16 protein-coding genes and 1 pseudogene are annotated in these 17980 nt (G+C 70.8%); 4 read left to right on the forward strand and 13 right to left on the reverse strand.

Annotation, left to right across the window (positions count from 1 at the left end; translation table 11 throughout):
- Positions 1 to 19: 19 nt before the first annotated feature.
- From ACWIGU_RS02690 to ACWIGU_RS02715, 6 genes are all read right to left on the reverse strand, one after another.
- On the reverse strand, positions 20 to 862 hold the full coding sequence (locus ACWIGU_RS02690) for a nitrilase-related carbon-nitrogen hydrolase (protein WP_328542080.1): 843 nt from the start codon (positions 860 to 862) through the stop codon (positions 20 to 22).
- A gap of 102 nt (positions 863 to 964) precedes the next feature.
- Positions 965 to 2509: a PucR family transcriptional regulator gene (locus ACWIGU_RS02695; RefSeq protein ID WP_454396646.1), complete on the reverse strand. Its 1545-nt coding sequence runs from the start codon at positions 2507 to 2509 to the stop codon at positions 965 to 967.
- Positions 2510 to 2563: 54 nt separating this feature from the next.
- The gene (locus tag ACWIGU_RS02700; RefSeq protein WP_454397255.1) at positions 2564 to 3850 is read right to left on the reverse strand and encodes an aspartate aminotransferase family protein; all 1287 of its coding nucleotides are present in this window, start codon (positions 3848 to 3850) and stop codon (positions 2564 to 2566) included.
- Between the two features lie 47 nt (positions 3851 to 3897).
- Complete coding sequence (locus tag ACWIGU_RS02705) at positions 3898 to 4740, reverse strand: nitrilase-related carbon-nitrogen hydrolase (RefSeq protein ID WP_100591488.1); 843 nt, start codon at positions 4738 to 4740, stop codon at positions 3898 to 3900.
- 172 nt (positions 4741 to 4912) lie between these two features.
- Positions 4913 to 6277, reverse strand: a complete 1365-nt coding sequence (locus tag ACWIGU_RS02710) for a hypothetical protein (protein ID WP_454397257.1) — start codon at positions 6275 to 6277, stop codon at positions 4913 to 4915.
- 118 nt (positions 6278 to 6395) lie between these two features.
- The gene (locus tag ACWIGU_RS02715; protein WP_454396648.1) at positions 6396 to 6647 is read right to left on the reverse strand and encodes a helix-turn-helix domain-containing protein; all 252 of its coding nucleotides are present in this window, start codon (positions 6645 to 6647) and stop codon (positions 6396 to 6398) included.
- A gap of 52 nt (positions 6648 to 6699) precedes the next feature.
- Between ACWIGU_RS02715 and map the strand changes: the two genes are divergently transcribed.
- On the forward strand, positions 6700 to 7467 hold the full coding sequence (gene map / locus ACWIGU_RS02720) for a type I methionyl aminopeptidase (RefSeq protein WP_454396650.1): 768 nt from the start codon (positions 6700 to 6702) through the stop codon (positions 7465 to 7467).
- Between the two features lie 21 nt (positions 7468 to 7488).
- Here the strand turns inward: map and ACWIGU_RS02725 are convergent.
- Together ACWIGU_RS02725 and ggt are read right to left on the reverse strand one after the other, a co-directional pair.
- Positions 7489 to 7635, reverse strand: a pseudogene (locus ACWIGU_RS02725) (glycoside hydrolase family 75 protein); the annotation flags it as partial.
- Positions 7636 to 7794: 159 nt separating this feature from the next.
- Positions 7795 to 9645: a gamma-glutamyltransferase gene (gene ggt / locus ACWIGU_RS02730; RefSeq protein WP_454396652.1), complete on the reverse strand. Its 1851-nt coding sequence runs from the start codon at positions 9643 to 9645 to the stop codon at positions 7795 to 7797.
- Positions 9646 to 9748: 103 nt separating this feature from the next.
- Between ggt and ACWIGU_RS02735 the strand changes: the two genes are divergently transcribed.
- Complete coding sequence (locus ACWIGU_RS02735) at positions 9749 to 10507, forward strand: hypothetical protein (RefSeq protein ID WP_454396654.1); 759 nt, start codon at positions 9749 to 9751, stop codon at positions 10505 to 10507.
- Between the two features lie 142 nt (positions 10508 to 10649).
- Positions 10650 to 12224, forward strand: coding sequence for an alpha/beta fold hydrolase (locus ACWIGU_RS02740; RefSeq protein ID WP_454396656.1), 1575 nt, complete (start codon positions 10650 to 10652; stop codon positions 12222 to 12224).
- A gap of 54 nt (positions 12225 to 12278) precedes the next feature.
- Here ACWIGU_RS02740 and ACWIGU_RS02745 read toward each other — a convergent pair whose 3' ends face one another.
- The 5 genes from ACWIGU_RS02745 to ACWIGU_RS02765 all read right to left on the reverse strand — a co-directional run bounded on the left by ACWIGU_RS02745 (position 12279) and on the right by ACWIGU_RS02765 (position 16029).
- Entirely contained in the window at positions 12279 to 13148 is an 870-nt protein-coding gene (locus ACWIGU_RS02745; protein ID WP_454396658.1) for an amino acid ABC transporter permease, read from the reverse strand.
- Positions 13145 to 13789 carry an amino acid ABC transporter permease gene (locus tag ACWIGU_RS02750; protein WP_454396660.1) on the reverse strand — a complete coding sequence of 215 codons (645 nt, stop codon included), beginning with the start codon at positions 13787 to 13789 and terminating at the stop codon, positions 13145 to 13147. The genes ACWIGU_RS02745 and ACWIGU_RS02750 overlap by 4 nt, the downstream gene beginning before the upstream one ends.
- Positions 13790 to 13798: 9 nt before the next feature.
- The gene (locus ACWIGU_RS02755) at positions 13799 to 14722 is read right to left on the reverse strand and encodes a glutamate ABC transporter substrate-binding protein (RefSeq protein ID WP_454396662.1); all 924 of its coding nucleotides are present in this window, start codon (positions 14720 to 14722) and stop codon (positions 13799 to 13801) included.
- Between the two features lie 16 nt (positions 14723 to 14738).
- Positions 14739 to 15482 (reverse strand): amino acid ABC transporter ATP-binding protein, encoded by a 744-nt coding sequence (locus ACWIGU_RS02760; protein ID WP_454396664.1) that lies wholly within the window; start codon positions 15480 to 15482, stop codon positions 14739 to 14741.
- Positions 15483 to 15588: 106 nt separating this feature from the next.
- Entirely contained in the window at positions 15589 to 16029 is a 441-nt protein-coding gene (locus ACWIGU_RS02765; RefSeq protein ID WP_454396666.1) for a DUF6278 family protein, read from the reverse strand.
- Between the two features lie 122 nt (positions 16030 to 16151).
- Between ACWIGU_RS02765 and ACWIGU_RS02770 the strand changes: the two genes are divergently transcribed.
- The gene (locus ACWIGU_RS02770) at positions 16152 to 17969 is read left to right on the forward strand and encodes an SGNH/GDSL hydrolase family protein (protein WP_454396668.1); all 1818 of its coding nucleotides are present in this window, start codon (positions 16152 to 16154) and stop codon (positions 17967 to 17969) included.
- The last annotated feature ends 11 nt before the right edge of the window (positions 17970 to 17980 follow it).

Raw genomic sequence — 17980 nt, forward strand, 5'->3', positions numbered from 1 at the left:
TCTTCCGTGTCTACGCTGCCTACGGGTTGGTCAGCGGCGTGTACGCGCCCGGGGCGCGGTCGCGGTAGAACTGCCAGCGGTCGCGGACCTCGCGCAGCTTCGCCATGTCGAGGTCACGGACGACGAGTTCGGGCTCCTTGTCGCCCGCCACCTCTCCGACGAACCGGCCTTCCGGGTCGACGAAATAGCTCGTCCCGTAGAAGTCGTTGTCGCCGTACTCCTCCTGGCCGACGCGGTTGATCGCGCCGACGAAGTACTCGTTCGCGACGGCGGACGCCGGCTGTTCCAGCTGCCACAGGTAGCCGGACAGGCCGCGCGAGGTCGCCGACGGGTTGAAGACGATCTGCGCGCCCTCGAGGCCGAGCGCGCGCCAGCCCTCGGGGAAGTGCCGGTCGTAGCAGATGTAGACGCCGATCTTCCCGACGGCCGTGTCGAAGACGGGCCAGCCGGAGTTGCCCGGCCGGAAGTAGAACTTCTCCCAGAATCCCTTCACCTGAGGGATGTGGGTCTTGCGGTACTTGCCGAGGTAGGTGCCGTCGGCGTCGATCACGGCGGCCGTGTTGTAGAGGACGCCGGGCTGCTCCTCCTCGTACATCGGCAGCACGAGGACGATGCCGTGCTCGGCGGCGAGCGCCTGGAAGCGGCGGACGGTGGGGCCGTCGGGGATCGCCTCGGCGTACTCGTAGAACTTCGCGTCCTGCACCTGGCAGAAGTACGGGCCGTAGAACAGCTCCTGGAAGCAGAGGACCTTCGCCCCCTGCGCGGCGGCGTCGCGGACGGCCTGCTCGTGGACCTGGATCATGGACTCTTTGTCGCCCGTCCAGGCGGTCTGGAAGATCGCGGCGCGGATCACGGTGCTCATCGGGGACCTCCGGTCGCTCGGTGTGCCGTGAGCCTAGGAAGTCCGCGCCGCGTACCGGAGTTGCACCGTGTCACGTCTGGAGCCGTACGGCGTTCCACGCTGTCACCCTCTCTGCGCGTCGTGGGCGAGGAGGGCGATGTGGACGGACGCGGCCTGCTCGAAGTCGTCGAGGTCGAGCCCGAGCAGCGACTCGATGGCGTCCAGCCTGCGGTAGAGAGCGGGGCGGCTCATGTGGTGGAGCTGCGCCGTGCGCGACTTGTTGCGCCCGGTCGCGAGGTAGGTGCGCAGCACGGGCAGCAGGCCCGGGTCGTCGGCGTACAGGAGCCCGTCCAGCTCGCGTTCGGCGAAGGCCTGGACGTGCGGGTCGTCGCGCAGGAGCCGCACGAGGCCCCGCAGGCGTACGTCGCGCAGGCGCACGACGGGCGGGACGTCCGGGGTGCCGGCCGCGGCCTGGGCGATGTGCAGGGCCTCGCGCAGCCCGGCGGGCACGTCGTCCCAGGCGGTACAGGGTTCGGCGGCCGCCACGACGACCGGCTCCCCTGCCCCGGTGCGCAGGCGGGCCGCGAAGTGTGCGGTGAGCGGTCCCGGGGCCTGGTCGCGGGCGAGGCTGAGCAGGACGGCGGTGGCCCCGTCCGCGAGTTCGGCGGCGAGTCCCGGCAGCCCCAACAGGCGTAGTGCGCGGTCGAGTTCGGCGGGGTCGCCGTCGCGGACGACGAGCGGGGCGAAGGTGCGACGGTTGACGGGCAGCCCGGCGGCCCTGGCCCGCGGCAGGAGCTGGCGGGCCGGTACGACGCCCGAGACCAGGTCGGTGAGGATGCTCTGCGCCGACTGCTCCTCCCAGGTGCGGGCGGCGCCGCCGAGCATGCGGTGCAGGACGAGGGCCTCGGCGGCGCGTTCGGCGAGGAGCCGTCCGGTGGGGCCGTCGCCCCGGTAGCCGCACAGCACGACGCTGCCCCAGCGCTCGCCGCGCCCGTCGAGGTCGGCGCGGTACCAGTCGGCGCCGTCGGCGCAGCCCGCCCGGCGCGCGATGCGTTCCCAGTCGCGCAGCACGTCGTCCACGGCGGACCGCTCGCCCGCGGTGGCGAGGACGCGATGGGCGAGGTTGGCGACGACGACGGGGCAGCCGCTGTGCGCGGCGACCTCGTCGAGGAGCCGTTGGAGCGGGGCGCCCGCCGTGATGAGTCCGGTCAGCGCGGTGCGGATGCCCTCGGAGAGGCTGACCGCCGCGAACTTCCTTCTCACGAGCCGGGACTGGACCTCCTCCGTGAGTTCGGCGAAGGGGAACGGGCGGTGCAGGACGACCATAGGCAGGCCGTACCGCTCGGCCGCGCGCCGCATGTCCTCGGGCGGTGACGGGAAGGCACGGCCGAGCCCGAGGACGACGGCCGCCGCCTCGGCGCGGTGCAGGGACTTGATGTACTCGGTCCTGGCGTGGGCGTTCCCGGCGAGGAGGACGCCGGTGGTGAGGACCATCTCGCCGCCGCTGAGCATCACCCCGACGTCGGCGGCCTCGGCGACGTGCACCCAGCGCACGGGCCGGTCGAGATGACCGGCCCCCGCGACCACCTCGGGGTCCCCCGCCGCGATTCGCTCCAGGGCGAGTATCTGCCGTACGGACAGGGCGTGTTCGGTGTCGGTGACGGTCATCGGGGCCCCTTCCTCACCACCACTGCCTTCGGCCGGCAGACCCGCTGCCTCGGGCTAACAGACGCTGCGCAGGGCCCGTTCCAAAATGGCCGCGCCCTCTTCCGCCTCGGCGACGGTGAGGGTCATCGGCGGCGCGATGCGCAGCACGCTGGTGTTGTGCCCGCCGCCCTTGCCGACGAGGAGTCCGCCCTCGCGGGCCGCCTCGATCGCGCGCGACGCCGCGTCCGGGTCGGCCTCGTCCGTGCCGGGTTTCACCAGCTCGATGCCGATCATCAGGCCCCGGCCGCGCACTTCTCGTACGCACTCGGTGGTGGCGCCGACGGCCCGCAGCCGCTCGATGAGGAGGCCGCCGACGCGGCGGGCGTTGCCCTGGAGGTCGTGTTCGAGGAGGTAGATGAGGTTGGCGAGGCCGGCGGCCATCGTCACCGGCGAGCCGCCGAACGTCGAAATGGAGTTGGAGTCGAGGCAGTTCATGACCTCGGCGCGCGCGACGACGCCCCCGATGGACATGCCGTTCCCGATGCCCTTGGCGAAGGTGAGGATGTCGGGGGGACCGTTCTGCCCGTGCGCCTGCCAGCCCCAGAAGTGCTCGCCGGTGCGGCCCCAGCCCGTCTGCACCTCGTCGGCGATCCACAGGATGCCGTGCTCCTGCAGCACCTCGCGGAACGCCGCGTACAGGCCGTCGGGCGGCGAGGTGAACCCGCCGACGCCCTGGATGGGTTCGGCGATGAGGGCGGCGACGCCGCGGGTCTGGCCGAGGATGTCGCGCAGGTCGTCGACGCAGGCCTCGATGAACTGGGCGTCGGTCAGCTGGGCGTACGGGCCCCGGCTGCGCACCCCGCCGTGGACGTACAGCGTCTGGAGCGGGGAGAGGCTGGTCGGGGACCAGCCTCGGTTGCCGGTGATGCCGACGGCGGAGAAGGACCGGCCGTGGTAGCTGTTGCGCATCGCGAGGATCTGGTTCGAGCGGCGGTACGCGGTGGCGAGCAGCAGCGCCGTGTCGTTGGCCTCGGTGCCGGAGGTGGTGAAGAAGACGCGGGCGTCCGGGATGCCCGACAACGAGGCCACGCGCTCGGCGAGTTCGACCATCTGCCGGTTGAGGTAGAGGGTCGAGGTGTGGATGATCCGCCCGGCCTGCTCGCTCACCGCCTTGGTCACCTCGGGCAGGGCGTGCGCGGTCATCGTCGTCAGGATCCCGCCGAAGAAGTCGAGGTACTTGTTCCCGGCGGCGTCCCAGACGTGGCGGCCCTCGCCGTGGGTGATCTCGATGGGGCGGTCGTAGTACAGGGCGAGCCAGTCCGGCAGGACGGCGCGGTGACGGGCGTGGAGGTCGGGGGTCATCAAGGTCGCACGGGTCCCTTCGTCGGCTCCTTCGCGAGTGACAGTGCTCATGGCTGCACCAGCCCTTCGTAGGCGTCGGGCCGGCGGTCCCGGTAGAAGGCCCACTGCTGGCGTACCTCGTCGATGAGGCCGAAGTCGAGGTCCCGTACGAGGAGTTCCTCGTCCTTGTCGCTCGCGGCGTCGCCCACGGTCTGCCCGCGGGGGTCGACGAAGTAGCTCGTGCCGTAGAAGTCGTTGTCGCCGTACTCCTCCACGCCGACGCGGTTGATCGCGGCGATGAAGTACTCGTTGGCGACGGCCGCGGCGGGCTGTTCCAGCTGCCACAGGTACCCCGACAGGCCCCGGCTCGTGGCGGACGGGTTGTACACGAGCTGGGCGCCGTTGAGCCCGAGCTGGCGCCAGCCCTCGGGGAAGTGCCGGTCGTAGCAGATGTAGACGCCGACGCGGCCGACGGCGGTCTCGAAGACGGGCCAGCCCAGGTTTCCCGGCTTGAAGTAGTACTTCTCCCAGAAGCCCTTCACCTGCGGGATGTGATGCTTGCGGTACTTGCCGAGGTACGTGCCGTCGGCGTCGATCACGGCCGCGGTGTTGAAGTAGAACCCGGACTGCTCGACCTCGAAGACCGGGACGACGACGACCATTCCGGTCTCGCGGGCCAGCGCCTGCATCCGGGTCACCGTCGGCCCGTCCGGCACGGGTTCGGCCCACCGGTAGTGCTCGGCCTCCTGCACCTGGCAGAAGTAGGGAGCGTTGAAGACCTCCTGGAAGCCGATGATCCGCGCGCCCTGCCGGGCGGCCTCCCGCGCATGTTCCTCATGCTTGGTGATCATGGATTCGGTGTCGCCCGTCCAGGTCGCCTGGACCAGCGCGGCGCGTACGACGTGGGCCATGTGCCGCTCCTTTGCCTGTTGCCCCCGCCGGGGGACGTCAGAGAGCCTCTACGCCCGTAGACAGGCCGTAGAGGGACGAACGTAAGCCTCACCGGCGGCCTTGCCAAGACCATCGCCGTTAACCGGCGGAATCGATCATGTTTCGCACCCGTGCGGGTGAGGAGTGAGCGGGCTACGTGTGGAACCCGGCGACTCTGAGGGCGTGCACGACATCCCAGTACCGCTCGTCAGAAACGCCGCGCGCCGCCTCGACGAGCAGCGGGACGAGGCGGCCCGGGTCGTCGTGCACGCTGCGGGCGGCCTCTTCGGGGGTGCGTACGCGGACGTACGCGTCGAGGAGCGCCCGGGTCTCGCGGTGGCGGCCCTCGCCGGTGAGGCGGAGCACGGACGCGCCGATCTCGGTGGCGGGGCGGGCCACTCCCTGGCGCAGGATGTGCTGGGCGTCTGCGGTGCGCCCCGCGGCGGCGAGCGCGTCGGCGGCGGCCACGAGGAGGTCGGCCGGGAGCGAGGCGGTCTCCCAGAGCAGGGTCGCCCAGTCGGCGCCGAGGCCCGCGCGGCTCAACTCGGCGGCGAGCAGCGGGAATCGGGCGGCGGGCCAGTGGGCGGCCTCGACGAGCACGCCGTGCGCCTCACCGCCGCGGCCCTCGGCGCGCAGCCGCAGGAGGGTGGCGACGCAGGCGGCGGTGGCGCCGCGCGCCTCGCTGTCGAGGCGCTGCGGGGCGGGCGGTGCCGCCTCCTGCCCCTCGGCGGCTCCGGCGAACCGGGCACCGCGCGGGCTCGCGGCGGAGTTTCCCAACGGGCCTTGGGCGGCTGGGGGCGTGGGGTCGACGGTCGGCTGGGTCGCACTGGCGACAGGGTCCTCGGCTTCGTCGAGCATCCCGGCGAAACGAGCGCTGCCACGGGGGCGGCGCTTGCGTTCCTTGGGCGGCCTGGAGCGTCCCGGGGGGTCGGGAGGTGCTGACTGCGGGCGCTGCTGCGGTACGGGGAGGGGTGACGGCGGCGGCGGAGGTGGCCGCCGGTCCAGGTCCGCCATCCTCCGGCGGAGCTCCGCGCAGCGGGCCGTCGCGCGTTCGTGGTCGTCGCGGGCCCAGGCCAGGTCGAGGCGCATCGCCTCGGCCTGTTCGCGCGTGGCGGCCGTGTTCAGGAGCTGGGCCAGCTCCACCTGGCGTTCCGCGGCGTACCGCTGCTCACGGAGCATCACGTCGAGCCGGTCACCGAGCAGATCGCGGCCGCCGGGCCGTGCGTCGAAGGCGGTGAGCGAGGCGCGGTGCAGGGCACGGGCCCGTACGGCCTCTGCCCCTGCTCCTGCGTCCACCTCTGCCTCGTAGGACCCCCCGCCGACGCCCAGATCCTGGAGCAGGGCCTCCACGACATCCCAGGGAGGCACCTCGGCGCCGGTGACGCAGGCCCGCATCCCGTCGGGGTCGCGCTGCCAGAAGATGCCGCACCAGCCGGCGTCCTGGTCGAGCCGGGCCAGCAGGTTCCGCAGGTACACCGCGAACTCCCTGACCTGGTCAGGGAGTTGTTCCACTTCCATCACACGCCGCCCGATCCCTCCGCAGAGTGGAGTCTTCCGGTTCGGAAGAAAACACCCTCCGTGTTTCGAGGGCGCTACGGGCGCTTTTCCGGGGCGGCACCGTCCTCACTCGCCGCAGCTAGACCGTCACCAGCGAGCACCTCGCGACGATCTCGTCCATGGAGAGGCCGAGAGTCCGGGCGAGGGCCGCGACCGTGAAGAACGCGGGCGTGGGCGCCCGGCCGGTCTCGATCTTGCGGAGCGTCTCGGCGGACAGACCCGCGCTCGCGGCGACCTCCACCATGCTCCGCCCGCGCCGGGCCTCGCGCAGCAGGAGACCGAGCCGCTCGCCGCGCTCGCGCTCTTCGGGGGTCAAGGGGGTTCGGACCATGCGTCCAGTCTACTGGCAGAACCCCCATTCAAATACCGGTATTGTAATTGGCATGGTGGAACTCAAGACAGACACATCGATCGACCAGATGCGGGAAGCGGGCCGGGTCGTGGCCCAGGCGCTCGCGGCGGTCCGCGAGAAGGCGGCCGTAGGGGTCTCGCTCCTGGAGCTGGACGCGGTGGCGCACGACGTCCTGCGCGCGGCCGACGCGGGCTCCCCGTTCCTCGGCTACCGCCCGTCGTTCGCCCCGACCCCCTTCCCCGCGGTCCTGTGCGCGTCGGTGAACGACGCGATCGTGCACGGCATCCCCGACGGGTACCTGCTGCGCGACGGCGACCTCCTCTCGGCCGACTTCGGCGCCGAGCTGGGCGGCTGGGCGGGCGACTCGGCGATCAGCTTCACGGTCGGCACGGCCCGCCCCGAGGACCTGCACCTCATCGAGACGGCGGAGCGCGCGCTCGCGGCGGGCATCGCGGCGGCGGTCGTCGGCAACAGGATCGGGGACATCGCCCACGCCGTCGGCAAGGTGTGCCGGGCGGAGGGATATGGCATCCCGGACGGGTTCGGCGGGCACGGCATCGGCCGCAAGATGCACGAGGACCCGCCCGTCCCGAACGAGGGACGGGCGGGCCGGGGCATGCGCCTCAAGCACGGCATGGTGCTCGCGATCGAGCCGATGGTGATCGCCGGCGGCATGGACGACTACTACGCGGCCCCGGACGGCTGGACCCTGCGCACAGGAGACGGCACCCGCGCCGCCCACGCCGAACACACGGTGGCGATCACGGACGCGGGGCCGCGGATCCTTACGGCGCTCTGAGCCGGTCGCCCCGGCTCCGGTTCAGTTGGCCTCGAGGAACTTCTTCGCCAGGGAGTCGCCGGGGGTCACCGCCGCGCGGTGGCTCTCGATCGGGGACGTCTGGTTGTTCTTGAACACGATGTACGTGACGCCGGAGTCCGTGCCGCCGGTCTCCGGGTCCGGGTCGACCCTTCTGTTAGGAAAGTTTCCTTACCTTCGGCCCAAATCTGGCGCCGCCACAGGTACCTGTCAACCCCTCGAATACGCCAAGGGGCCCGCGTTTCCCGCCGGCTGACGTCGATCCCACGTCAGCCGGCGGGACCCACGGGCCCCTCACCGCACGTTCGGTCAGCCGCCGGAGGCGGGCGTCACCACCATCGCCGAGCCGCCGCCGCGCCGCACCTTCTCGGCCGCGGCGAGCCACTTGCCGTTGTTCAGGCGCTGCACGCCCGTCGCCGCGCCGATCTCCGGGTTCTGCTTGAACACGTGGCCGAGCGCCTCCAGGCGCGCTCTCGCCGGCGAGTCCCACAGGCCCGGTTCGAGCTCCGTCGCCGCCGCGTTGCGCTGGCTGGCGCGGGGCGCCGCGATCGCGTCCACCAGGGGCAGCCCGCGGTCGACGAAGCCGGTCAGCGTCTGCAGGACGGTCGTGATGATCGTCGCGCCGCCGGGCGAACCGAGCGCCACCACCGGCTGGTTGTGCCGGTCGAGGACGATCGTCGGGGAGATCGACGAGCGCGGGCGCTTGCCGGGCCCCGGCAGGTTCGGGTCGTGGACCGCGGGGTTGGCCGGCGCGAACGAGAAGTCCGTGAGCTCGTTGTTGAGCAGGAAGCCGCGGCCCGGGACGGTGATGCCGCTGCCGCCCGTCGACTCGATCGTCAGCGTGTACGCGACGACGTTGCCCCACTTGTCGGCGACCGTCAGATGGGTCGTGTTCTCGCCCTCGAAGGTCGTCGGGGCCGCCTTGTCGCCCGGCACACCGCACGTGCCCGGGTGCCGCGGATCCCCGGGCGCCAGCGGGCTCGTCAGGACCGCGTCGTCCTTGATGAGGCACTCCCGCGAGTCGGCGAACCGCTGCGAGAGCAGTTCCTTCGCCGGTACGTCCTCGAAGCCGGGGTCACCGACCCAGCGCCCGCGGTCCGCGAACGCGATCCGGCTCGCCTCGATGTAGCGGTGCAGATACTGCTCCTGCGTGGCCTTCGACAGGTCCGTGCGCTCAAGGATGTTGAGCGCCTCGCCGACGGTCGTACCGCCCGAGGACGACGGCGCCATCGAGTAGACGCCGAGCCCGCGGTACGAGGTCTTCGTCGGGGCCCGGAGCTTCGCCCCGTACGCCTCGAGGTCCTTGACGGACAGCTTGCCGGGCCGCGCGACCCGGCCCGACGCCGGGTCCACGGGCGGCTTGTTCACGGTGCGTACGACGTCTTCGCCGATGTCGCCGCGGTAAATGGCGCCTGCGCCGTCGCGTCCCAACTCCTCGTAGGTGCGGGCGAGATCGGGGTTCTTGAACGTGGAGCCGACCACGGGGAGCGCGCCGCCCGGCAGGAACAGCTTCGCCGTGTCGGGGAAGTCCTTGAACCGCGCCTGGTTCGCCTCGGTCTGGGAGCGGAACGTCGGGTCGACGGTGAACCCGTCCCGCGCCAGCTTCTGCGCGGGCCTCAGGACCGAGCCGAGCCGCTCGCTGCCCCAGGTGTCGAGCGCGGTCTGCCAGGTGGCGGGCGTGCCCGGCGTCCCGACGCTCAGGCCGCTCGTCACCGCGTCGTTGAAGCCGAGGGGCTTGCCGTTCTCCAGGAACAGGCCCGAGTCGGCGGTGAGCGGGGCCGTCTCGCGGCCGTCGATCGTGTGCACCTTGCGGGTCTTCGCGTCGTAGTAGACGAAGTAGCCGCCCCCGCCGACGCCCGCGGAGTACGGCTCGGTGACGCCGAGGGCCGCGGCCGTGGCGACGGCGGCGTCGACCGCGTTGCCGCCCTTGCGCAGGACTTCGATGCCGGCGGCGGACGCGTCCGCGTCGACGCTGGAGACCGCGCCGCCGTAGCCGACGGCGAGCGGCACCTTCTGTGCGGACGCGTCGTGGGCCTCGGACACGGGGGAAGCCGGGGGCGCGGCAGCGCCCACCGTCACCAGCGTGGCCACGACGGCCAGTCCCGAGAGATTCCGCAGACTTCGCGGACCTCGCCGATTCCGCGCAACAGGACGTCTCATCCGTACCTCCAGTCAACAGCCGTCTGCGCAGCGTAACTTCAGTTCCGCGAGCCGTCAGGACCCCCTCGAACAAGGATCCGTCCGCCCGCTAGCATGCGCCCCCATGACTGAAGACGTGCGCAACATCGTCCTCGGCGTGATCGCAGCCGGGATCAGCGCCGCCCTTGGCTGGCTCGCCCGCACCTACTTGTGGAAGCGCAAACTCCGCCGCAGGCAGGCCTTCTTCGGGCTGCCCGACAACTCCGAGTCGCTCCTCGTGGTCAACCGCGACGCGGGCGGCCCCGAGCTGACGGTGAAGCGTCACGACGTCTTCGCTCTGCTCGAACTCTCGGCGATCATCAAGGACTGCGGGGCGCACGCGCAGGTCGTCGCGCACGACACGACCCAGCAGGGCTTCGGGGAACGCACCGAGTTCTGCGTGGGCGGACCGGCGTCGAACCGCCGGATGGCCGCCCATATGCACAGCCTCCTGCCGGGCATCCGCGTCAACACGGACCCGGAGCCCGGCCCCGACCGCGGCGCGTTCGAGATAGGCAGCGAGCGCTACCGCCTGGAGCCGGGGATCACGGAGTACGTGCTGCTCGCCCGGCTGACGGCGGGCCAGGGGCAGGGCTCGCGCCCGGTCTTCCTCTTCTGCGGCCAGCTGCCGGTCACCAACCAGGCGGCCACCCGCTATCTCGCCCGCCACCACGAGCGTCTGGCCCGCAAGCACGGCGGCAACGCGTTCGTGCTCCTTCTGAAGGTCGTCAACTCCCAGGCGTACGGCCCCGACGTGGTCGAACTGGTCGGCGACGTCACCCGCGCCGCCCAGGCGCCGGCTCCCGCGGCCACGCCCCGCGCCTCCTCGCACCGGGCGAAGTGACCCGCCCCTGACCTGCGGCGCGGCGACACCGTTGAACAACAAAACATCGTTACCCGTACGTAACTTACCGACGGGTTACCTACGGTAAGACGCCACGGTTACCGTCGGGTCACTTTGCACTGACACGAGTGAGGAGTGACCCGTGGGACACCCGCGACACCCGCGCAGAGCGCTGCGTACGACCACTGTTGGTGCCGTGTCCGCGACCCTGATCGCCGGGGCGGCGCTGGGCCTGGCCCCCGCCGCGCAGGCGGCGCCGGGGCCGGGCGTGCGCTTCGTCGACATCAGCGGCGCCGGCGGAACGGTCCTGAAGGCCAATGTCGTGGCCCCCTCCGACACCTCGCGCCGATACCCGGTCGTCGTGCTCCCCACGAGCTGGGCCGTACCGCAGGTCGAGTACCTCGCCCAGGCCAAGCAGCTCGCCGACTCCGGCTATGTCGTGGTGAGTTACAACTCACGCGGGTTCTGGCAGTCCGGCGGCGAGATCGAGGTCGGCGGCCCCGAGGACATCGAGGACGCCTCGAAGGTCATCGACTGGGCCCTCGCCAACACCCAGGCCGACCCGGACAAGGTCGGGATGGCGGGCGTCTCCTACGGCGCGGGCATCAGCCTGCTCGCCGCGGGGCACGACCAGCGCATCAAGGCCGTCGCGGCGCTCAGCGGCTGGGGCGACCTGATCGACTCGATCTACTCGGGCCGCACCCAGCACTTCCAGGCCGCCGCCCTGCTCTCCGGCGCCGGCTATCTCACGGGCCGCCCGAGCCCCGAACTCCAGCAGGTCATGAAGGACTTCCTCGGCTCGAACCTGGCCAAGGAGGACGACATGATCGCGTGGGGCAGGAAGCGCTCCCCCGAGACGTACATCGACAGCATCAACAAGAACGGCGCCGCCATCCTGCTCGGCAACGCCTGGGGCGACACCATCTTCCCGCCCAACCAGTACGCGGACTTCTACGAGAAGCTCACCACGCCCAAGCGCCTGGAGTTCCGCCCCGGCGACCACGCCACGGCCGAGGCGACCGGACTGCTCGGGCTGCCCAACGACACGTGGCAGGACACGCACCGCTGGTTCGACCACTACCTCAAGGGCGACGACAACGGCGTCGACCGCGAGCTCCCCGTCCGCATCAAGTCCCGCTCCACCGGCGCGTACGAGAGCTACCCCGACTGGAAGTCGGTCGGCGCGACGAAGAAGAAGATCGCCCTCGCGGGCACGACCACGATCCACACGAACGTCGACTCGGGCGCCAACGGCGGGCTCCTGGAACTGTCGAACATCCTCGACCAGTTCCTGCGGCTGCCCCCGACGGCCTCGGTGCCGCTGCTGCCGCGCCGCTGGGCGGGCGTGTGGCAGTCGGAGAAGTACACATCCGGACAGCATGTGCGCGGGACGGCGAAGCTGCACACCACGCTCACCCCGACCAAGGAGAGCGGAACCCTCGTCGCGTACCTGTACGACGTGGGCCCGCTCGGCCTCGGCAAGCTGGTCAGCAACGCGCCGTACACCTTCCACGGCAAGACACCCGGTGCTCCGTTCGGCGTGGACCTGGAGTTGTTCTCCACGGCCTACGACGTCCCGGCAGGGCACCGGCTCGCCCTGGTCGTCGACACGGTCGACCCGCTCTATATCGAGCACAACCCGACCGGCGCACAGCTGACCTTCTCCTCGCCGAAGGACGACCCGTCATACGTGTCGATCCCCCTGCGCGAGCAGTGATCTCCGGCTGCTGCCGGGCGGGCATGGCCCTGTGGTCTCTGCAAGGAGCCCCTGCTACTGCACCCCCGGCAGCAGCGTCCCCGGTTCGGCCGGGGCGACGTCGGCCGCCTCGACCTTGGGGTTGCGCCGCTGGCGCTTGGACACCCACTGGGCGAACCACGAAAGGAGCATGCACATCCCGATGTAGATCGGAGAGATCACCATCACCACGGGGATGAAGGGCAAATCGTAGTCGAGGTTCGAGGCGATGAGCTTTCCGGCGTGGAGGAACTCCTCGTAGGTGATGAGATAGCCGAGCGAGGTGTCCTTCAGGGCGACCACCAGCTGGCTGATGATGGCGGGCAGCATGGCGCGTACGGCCTGCGGTACGAGGACGTGCGTCATGACCTGGGTCTTGCGCATGCCGAGCGCGAACGCGGCCTCGCCCTGGCCGCGTTCGACGGCGTTGACACCGGAGCGGAAGACCTCGGCCAGCACCGAGCCGTTGTAGAGGGTGAGCCCGGCGACGAGGGCGGGCAGCGGCTGGACCTTCAGCGCCACGAAGATGAAGAAGATCATCACCAGGACGGGCATGGCGCGGAAGAACTCCACGACGAGGGTGGCGAGCCAGCGGACCGGCCGGTGGTCGGACAGGCGCCCCACCGCGAGCACGGTCCCGAGCACGAGCGAGAGCACGGCGGCGATGGCGAACGCCTTCAGCGTGTTGCCGAGCCCCCGCAGGAGCAGCTCCTGGATGCCCTTGTACTCGAACGGCATCCACTTCGTGTACGTGAACTGGTCGGTGTCGAACAGGAGGTAGAAGATCCAGGCGAGCAGGCCGAGCACGATCAGCGTGGAGAGCACCCCGTACATCCGGTGCCGGCGCTCGGTCCTCGGTCCCGGTACGTCGTAGAGAGCGGTGGCGTCGTGGGCGAGAGCCTTCATCGGGGAACCCCCCAGCGCCTCTCGAGCACGTTGAAGATCGCGCTGATGGTGAGGGTGATGATCAGGTAGCCGACGGCGATCCAGACGAAGGTCCAGATGATGTTGTAGCCCAGTTCGCTGAGGGTCTTGTAGGTGCCGAGCAGCTCGGTGACGCTGAACGCGCCCGCGATCGCCGAGTTCTTGGCGAGGGCGATGAGGGTCGAGCCGACCGGCGGGATGACGGACTTGAAGGCCTGCGGGAGCACGACCAGCGACAGCGTCTGGCCGAACGTCATGCCGAGACTGCGGGCCGCCTCGCCCTGCCCCCTGTGGACCGTGTTGATGCCGGAGCGCAGGGCCTCGCAGATGAAGGCGGAGGTGTAGCAGCCGAGGGCGAGGATCGCGAACACCTGGAAGGGCAGGACGATTCCGAAGCGCGGCAGGCCGAGCAGCACCGCGAAGAACAGCAGGGTCAGCGGGGTGTTGCGCAGGACCGTGACCCAGACCGTGCCGAAGAGCCGGAAGGATCCCACGGGCGCGACCCGGAACGAGGCCATCAGGAAGCCGAGGACGAGCGCGAGGACCGAGGCGTAGACGGTGAGTTCGACCGTACCGAGGAACCCCTTGGCGAAGGTGGAGAAATTGCTGGTCAGTACATCCACGAGGCCTCCTCAGCTCGCCGGGTAGCGGTCGATGGGGGGCGGGGTGGGCGCGGGCACGCCGGATTGGCCGAGCGTCGCCTCGAAGGCCCTCTTCCAGTCGCCGTTCTTCTCGCGTGCCTCCAAAGCGTCGTTGAGCGCCATCCGCAGCGCGTTGTCGCTGCGCCGCACACCGATGCCGTACGGCTCCTCGGAGAACGGCTTGCCCACGACCCTGAGTTGGTCGGGCACCTTCGCCGCGAAGCCGATCAGGATCGCGTCGTCGGTGGTGACGGCGTCGACCTGGTAGGTGAGCAGGTTGTCGACGCAGACCGAGTACGTGTCGTACGCGACGAGCGTCGCCTTCGGGTAGTCGGTCTTGATGCGCTGGTAGGGAGTCGAACCGCTCGCCGAGCAGACGCGTTTGCCGGCCAGGTCCTGCGGGCCGTGGATGTCGTTCTCGTCCTTGCGTACCAACAGGTCCTGACCCGCCAGGAAGTACGGGCCCGCGAAGCCGACGAGCTTCTTGCGCATGGCGTTGATGGTGTAGGTGCCGACGTAGTAGTCGATCTGACCGTTCTGCAGGGCGGTTTCGCGGTTGGCCGAGGCGATCGTCTTGAAGTGGATGGTCTTCGGGGGGAAGCCGAGCGAGGCGGACATCATCTTGGCGATCTCGATGTCGAAGCCTGAGAAGAGACCGGTCGCCGGGTCCCTCTCCCCCAGGTACGGCTGGTCCTCCTTGGCGCCGACGATGAAGTAGCCGCGTTTCTTGGCGCGCTCCCAGGTGGGCGAGGAGGGCAGTCGGAAGTCTTTCGCCACTTGGTAGGTGGGCAGCTTGTCGGGGGCCGGGCCCTTGGCCGGCGGGCTGCCCTCCTTGCCGCAGGCGGCGGCCGTGGAGACGGCGAGCAGTGCCGTGAGCGCCGCCAGGGCACGGCACACACGTGTCGGACGGATCATGCGGTGCGCTCCCCGCTCAGTGCTTGAGGATCTTGGAGAGGAAGTCCTTGGCCCGCTCGCTGCGCGGGTTGGTGAAGAAGTCCTCGGGGGTGCGGTCCTCGACGATGCGGCCGTCGGCCATGAACACGACGCGGTTGGCGGCGGAGCGGGCGAAGCCCATCTCGTGGGTGACCACGACCATGGTCATGCCGTCGCGGGCGAGCTGCTGCATCACCTCGAGGACCTCGTTGATCATCTCCGGGTCGAGGGCCGAGGTCGGCTCGTCGAAGAGGAGGGCCTTGGGGTCCATCGCGAGGGCGCGGGCGATGGCCACGCGCTGCTGCTGGCCGCCGGAGAGCTGGGCGGGGTATTTGGCGGCCTGCGAGGCGAGCCCCACCCGGTCAAGGAGTTCCCGGGAGCGCTTGTCGGCCTCGTCCCGCTTGCGGCCCCTGACCTTTATCTGGGCGAGGGAGACGTTCTGCAGGACCGTCTTGTGCGCGAAGAGGTTGAAGGACTGGAAGACCATCCCCACCTCGGCCCTCAGACGGGCGAGGGCCTTGCCCTCCTCCGGAAGCGGTTGCCCGTCGAGCCGGATGTTCCCCGACTGGATCGTCTCGAGCCTGTTGATCGTGCGGCAGAGCGTCGACTTTCCCGACCCCGAGGGGCCGATGACCACCACCACCTCCCCCTTGCCGACAGTGAGGTTGATGTCCTGGAGGACATGCAGCTCCCCGTAGTACTTGTTGACGTCACGCAGCTCGATCAACGGATCGACGGCCATGGCAGACCTGCCCACTCTCAGCTGTGTCGGTCCGCGCAAACTACCCACGTCAATTGGGGACTTGACCGGCGACACGCACGTATGGCCATTAACCGTATTTGCGGTACTACGTCTCCGAGGCCTCGGCATAGAACTGCGAGAGCTCGGGCGCCCCGCTGGTCGCCCATTCGTGGCCCGCGGCGACGACGTCGACCTCGCGGCCGGAGGGGAGCCGCACCACCGGCTGCCCGCTGGGCCAGATCACCCATGTCGCCTCCGGCACCTGGCGGACGAGGACCGTACCGAGGTACAGGCCCGCGTCGTTGCCGAGCCACGGCAGCGCTTCCTCGTCCTCGCGCCAGCGCGGCACCAGTTGGTCCAGCGCCTCCAACGACGCGACGGAGTCGTCCAGTTCCACCCCGGCCTCCTGCGCCTGCGAGCGCAGCAGCTCGCACTCGGAGAGAAGTTCGGCGATCCCCTCGGCCCCGCCGTCACCCTCGGTGAACACGGCCACGCCGAAGGCGGAGCCGTGCTTCCTGCGCCAGTTGTCCAAGAAAGGGATGTTCATACCACTCACCCTGACATCCCCGCAGGCTGTCGCACCACAGGGCGCGCTGAGCTCCATTACGGAGAGTTCGGGCCACGTTCGCACGCGGCTCATTGACGCGAACCTGTCTCCTCTTTAGCTTCATGGCTCACCTGTCACGTCTCATCCACAAGTGGAGGGAGTCGGTCGTGCGCCGACGCGTCTGGGGAACGGCAGCTGTACTGGCGCTCTTTACGGGCTTCGCCCCCACCGCCGTCGCGCAGGCCGCCCCGCACAGACCCGAGCCGCTCCCCCTGGAGCGGCTCTTCGACAACAGGGCGGTCAGCGCCGACGACCGGGCCGCGGAGGCCGACTTCGACGGCTCGGGCAGCTCGCTGTCCGCCGGTGACCTGTCGGCGGCCGGCTGGACTCCCGGGCGCGCCTTGGGTGTTGAGGGCGCCCGCCTCACCTGGCCGCGCACGGCGGCGACCGGGCCCGACAACGTGCGCGCCGACGGCCAGCCCGTCCGCGTGCACGGCCGGGGCGACGCGCTCGCCTTCCTGGTGGCCGGAACGGGCGGCGACGCGGCCGGCAGCGGCACCGTGCGTTACCGGGACGGCTCGCGCTCCACGTACCGCCTCACCGCGCCCGACTGGCGCACGGGCCCGCTCGCCACCAAGTCCGTGGCGCTCCCCCACCGCAACACACCCGGCGGCCAACTCGCCGAGAAGACACGGCTGTACGTCGTCACGGTGCCGGTCGCCAAGGGACGCGAGATCGCCTCCGTGGATCTGCCCCGGGACCCGGGCGCCGCCGATCTGCATGTCTTCGCCCTGTCGGTGCGCTCGCCCGCGCCGGGGTGGACCGGCACCTGGTCGGCGTCCACCGCCGGATACGCGGCCGTCGGACCCTGGGCCGACCGTACGGTGCGGCTCGTCGTGCACACCAGCGCGGGCGGCCCGCGCGTGCGGATCCGGCTCGACAACACGTTCGCGCCTGCGCCGGTGCGGGTCGGGAGCGCGACGGTGGCCGTGCAGGACGCGGGCGCCGGGGCCAGGGGCGAGCCGGTGCCGCTGACGTTCCGGGGCGCGGCGGGTACGGAGATCCCCGCGGGGGCGCAGGCGTTCAGCGACCCGGTGGGCTTCGCTGTGCCGGCCGGCGCGAATCTGCTGGTCAGCTTCCACCTTCCGGAGGCGGTCGCCACGGCGCCGGTGCACAGCCAGGCGATCCAGCGCTCGTACGTGAGCCTGCCGGGCGATCACGCGGCGGAGGCCTCAGCGGCCTCGTACACGTCGACGATCACGTACTGGCCGCTGCTCACCGGTGTCGACGTGAGCGGCGGGCCCGGGTCGGTCGTTCTGCTCGGCGACTCCATCACGGACGGCGTGAAGTCGACGCCGGACGCGAACCACCGCTGGCCCGACGTGCTCTCCACCCGGCTGCGCGAGCAGGACGCGGTGCCGCACTACGGAGTCCTGAACCAGGGGATCTCGGCGAACCGGGTGACGGGCGACCGCTATCCGGGGGACGGCGTCTCCACGGACACGGGCGGGGTGAGCGCGCTGCACCGCCTCGACCGTGACGTGCTGTCCCAGACGTCGGCGCGCACGGTCGTCGTCTTCCAGGGCGTCAACGACGTACGGGCCGGCTTCAGCGGGGCCCAAGTCGTCGCCGGGCTACGGGAGATCGCGGCGCGCGCCCACGCGCGGGGCCTGCGCGTGGTCGGCGCGACGGTCACTCCCTGCGAGGGGGAGACCCTGTGCACGGCCACGGCGGACCGGGAGCGGGAGGTCGTCAACGCGTATGTGCGGGACAGCGGGGGCGACTTCGACGCGGTGGTCGACTTCGACGCCGTGGTGCGCGATCCGGCGCATCCCGCGCGGATGCGGCCCGAGTACGACAGCGGGGATCATCTCCACCCGGGGGACGCGGGGCTCGACGCGATGGCCCGGGCGGTGGATCTGGGGGTGCTGAAGCCGTAGAGCTCCGGACC

This window comes from Streptomyces sp. NPDC055400 (assembly GCF_053644375.1).

What these genes read in the sequence shown, in the direction of transcription:
- ACWIGU_RS02715 (WP_454396648.1), bottom strand. Translation starts at nt 6,647, where the DNA reads ATGGTCCGAACCCCCTTGACCCCCGAAGAGCGCGAGCGCGGCGAGCGG.
- ACWIGU_RS02690 (WP_328542080.1), bottom strand. Translation starts at nt 862, where the DNA reads ATGAGCACCGTGATCCGCGCCGCGATCTTCCAGACCGCCTGGACGGGC.
- ACWIGU_RS02745 (WP_454396658.1), bottom strand. Translation starts at nt 13,148, where the DNA reads ATGAAGGCTCTCGCCCACGACGCCACCGCTCTCTACGACGTACCGGGA.
- ggt (WP_454396652.1), bottom strand. Translation starts at nt 9,645, where the DNA reads ATGAGACGTCCTGTTGCGCGGAATCGGCGAGGTCCGCGAAGTCTGCGG.
- ACWIGU_RS02710 (WP_454397257.1), bottom strand. Translation starts at nt 6,277, where the DNA reads ATGGAAGTGGAACAACTCCCTGACCAGGTCAGGGAGTTCGCGGTGTAC.
- ACWIGU_RS02705 (WP_100591488.1), bottom strand. Translation starts at nt 4,740, where the DNA reads ATGGCCCACGTCGTACGCGCCGCGCTGGTCCAGGCGACCTGGACGGGC.
- ACWIGU_RS02765 (WP_454396666.1), bottom strand. Translation starts at nt 16,029, where the DNA reads ATGAACATCCCTTTCTTGGACAACTGGCGCAGGAAGCACGGCTCCGCC.
- ACWIGU_RS02755 (WP_454396662.1), bottom strand. Translation starts at nt 14,722, where the DNA reads ATGATCCGTCCGACACGTGTGTGCCGTGCCCTGGCGGCGCTCACGGCA.
- ACWIGU_RS02695 (WP_454396646.1), bottom strand. Translation starts at nt 2,509, where the DNA reads ATGACCGTCACCGACACCGAACACGCCCTGTCCGTACGGCAGATACTC.
- ACWIGU_RS02700 (WP_454397255.1), bottom strand. Translation starts at nt 3,850, where the DNA reads ATGACCCCCGACCTCCACGCCCGTCACCGCGCCGTCCTGCCGGACTGG.
- ACWIGU_RS02735 (WP_454396654.1), top strand. Translation starts at nt 9,749, where the DNA reads ATGACTGAAGACGTGCGCAACATCGTCCTCGGCGTGATCGCAGCCGGG.
- map (WP_454396650.1), top strand. Translation starts at nt 6,700, where the DNA reads ATGGTGGAACTCAAGACAGACACATCGATCGACCAGATGCGGGAAGCG.
- ACWIGU_RS02770 (WP_454396668.1), top strand. Translation starts at nt 16,152, where the DNA reads ATGGCTCACCTGTCACGTCTCATCCACAAGTGGAGGGAGTCGGTCGTG.
- ACWIGU_RS02760 (WP_454396664.1), bottom strand. Translation starts at nt 15,482, where the DNA reads ATGGCCGTCGATCCGTTGATCGAGCTGCGTGACGTCAACAAGTACTAC.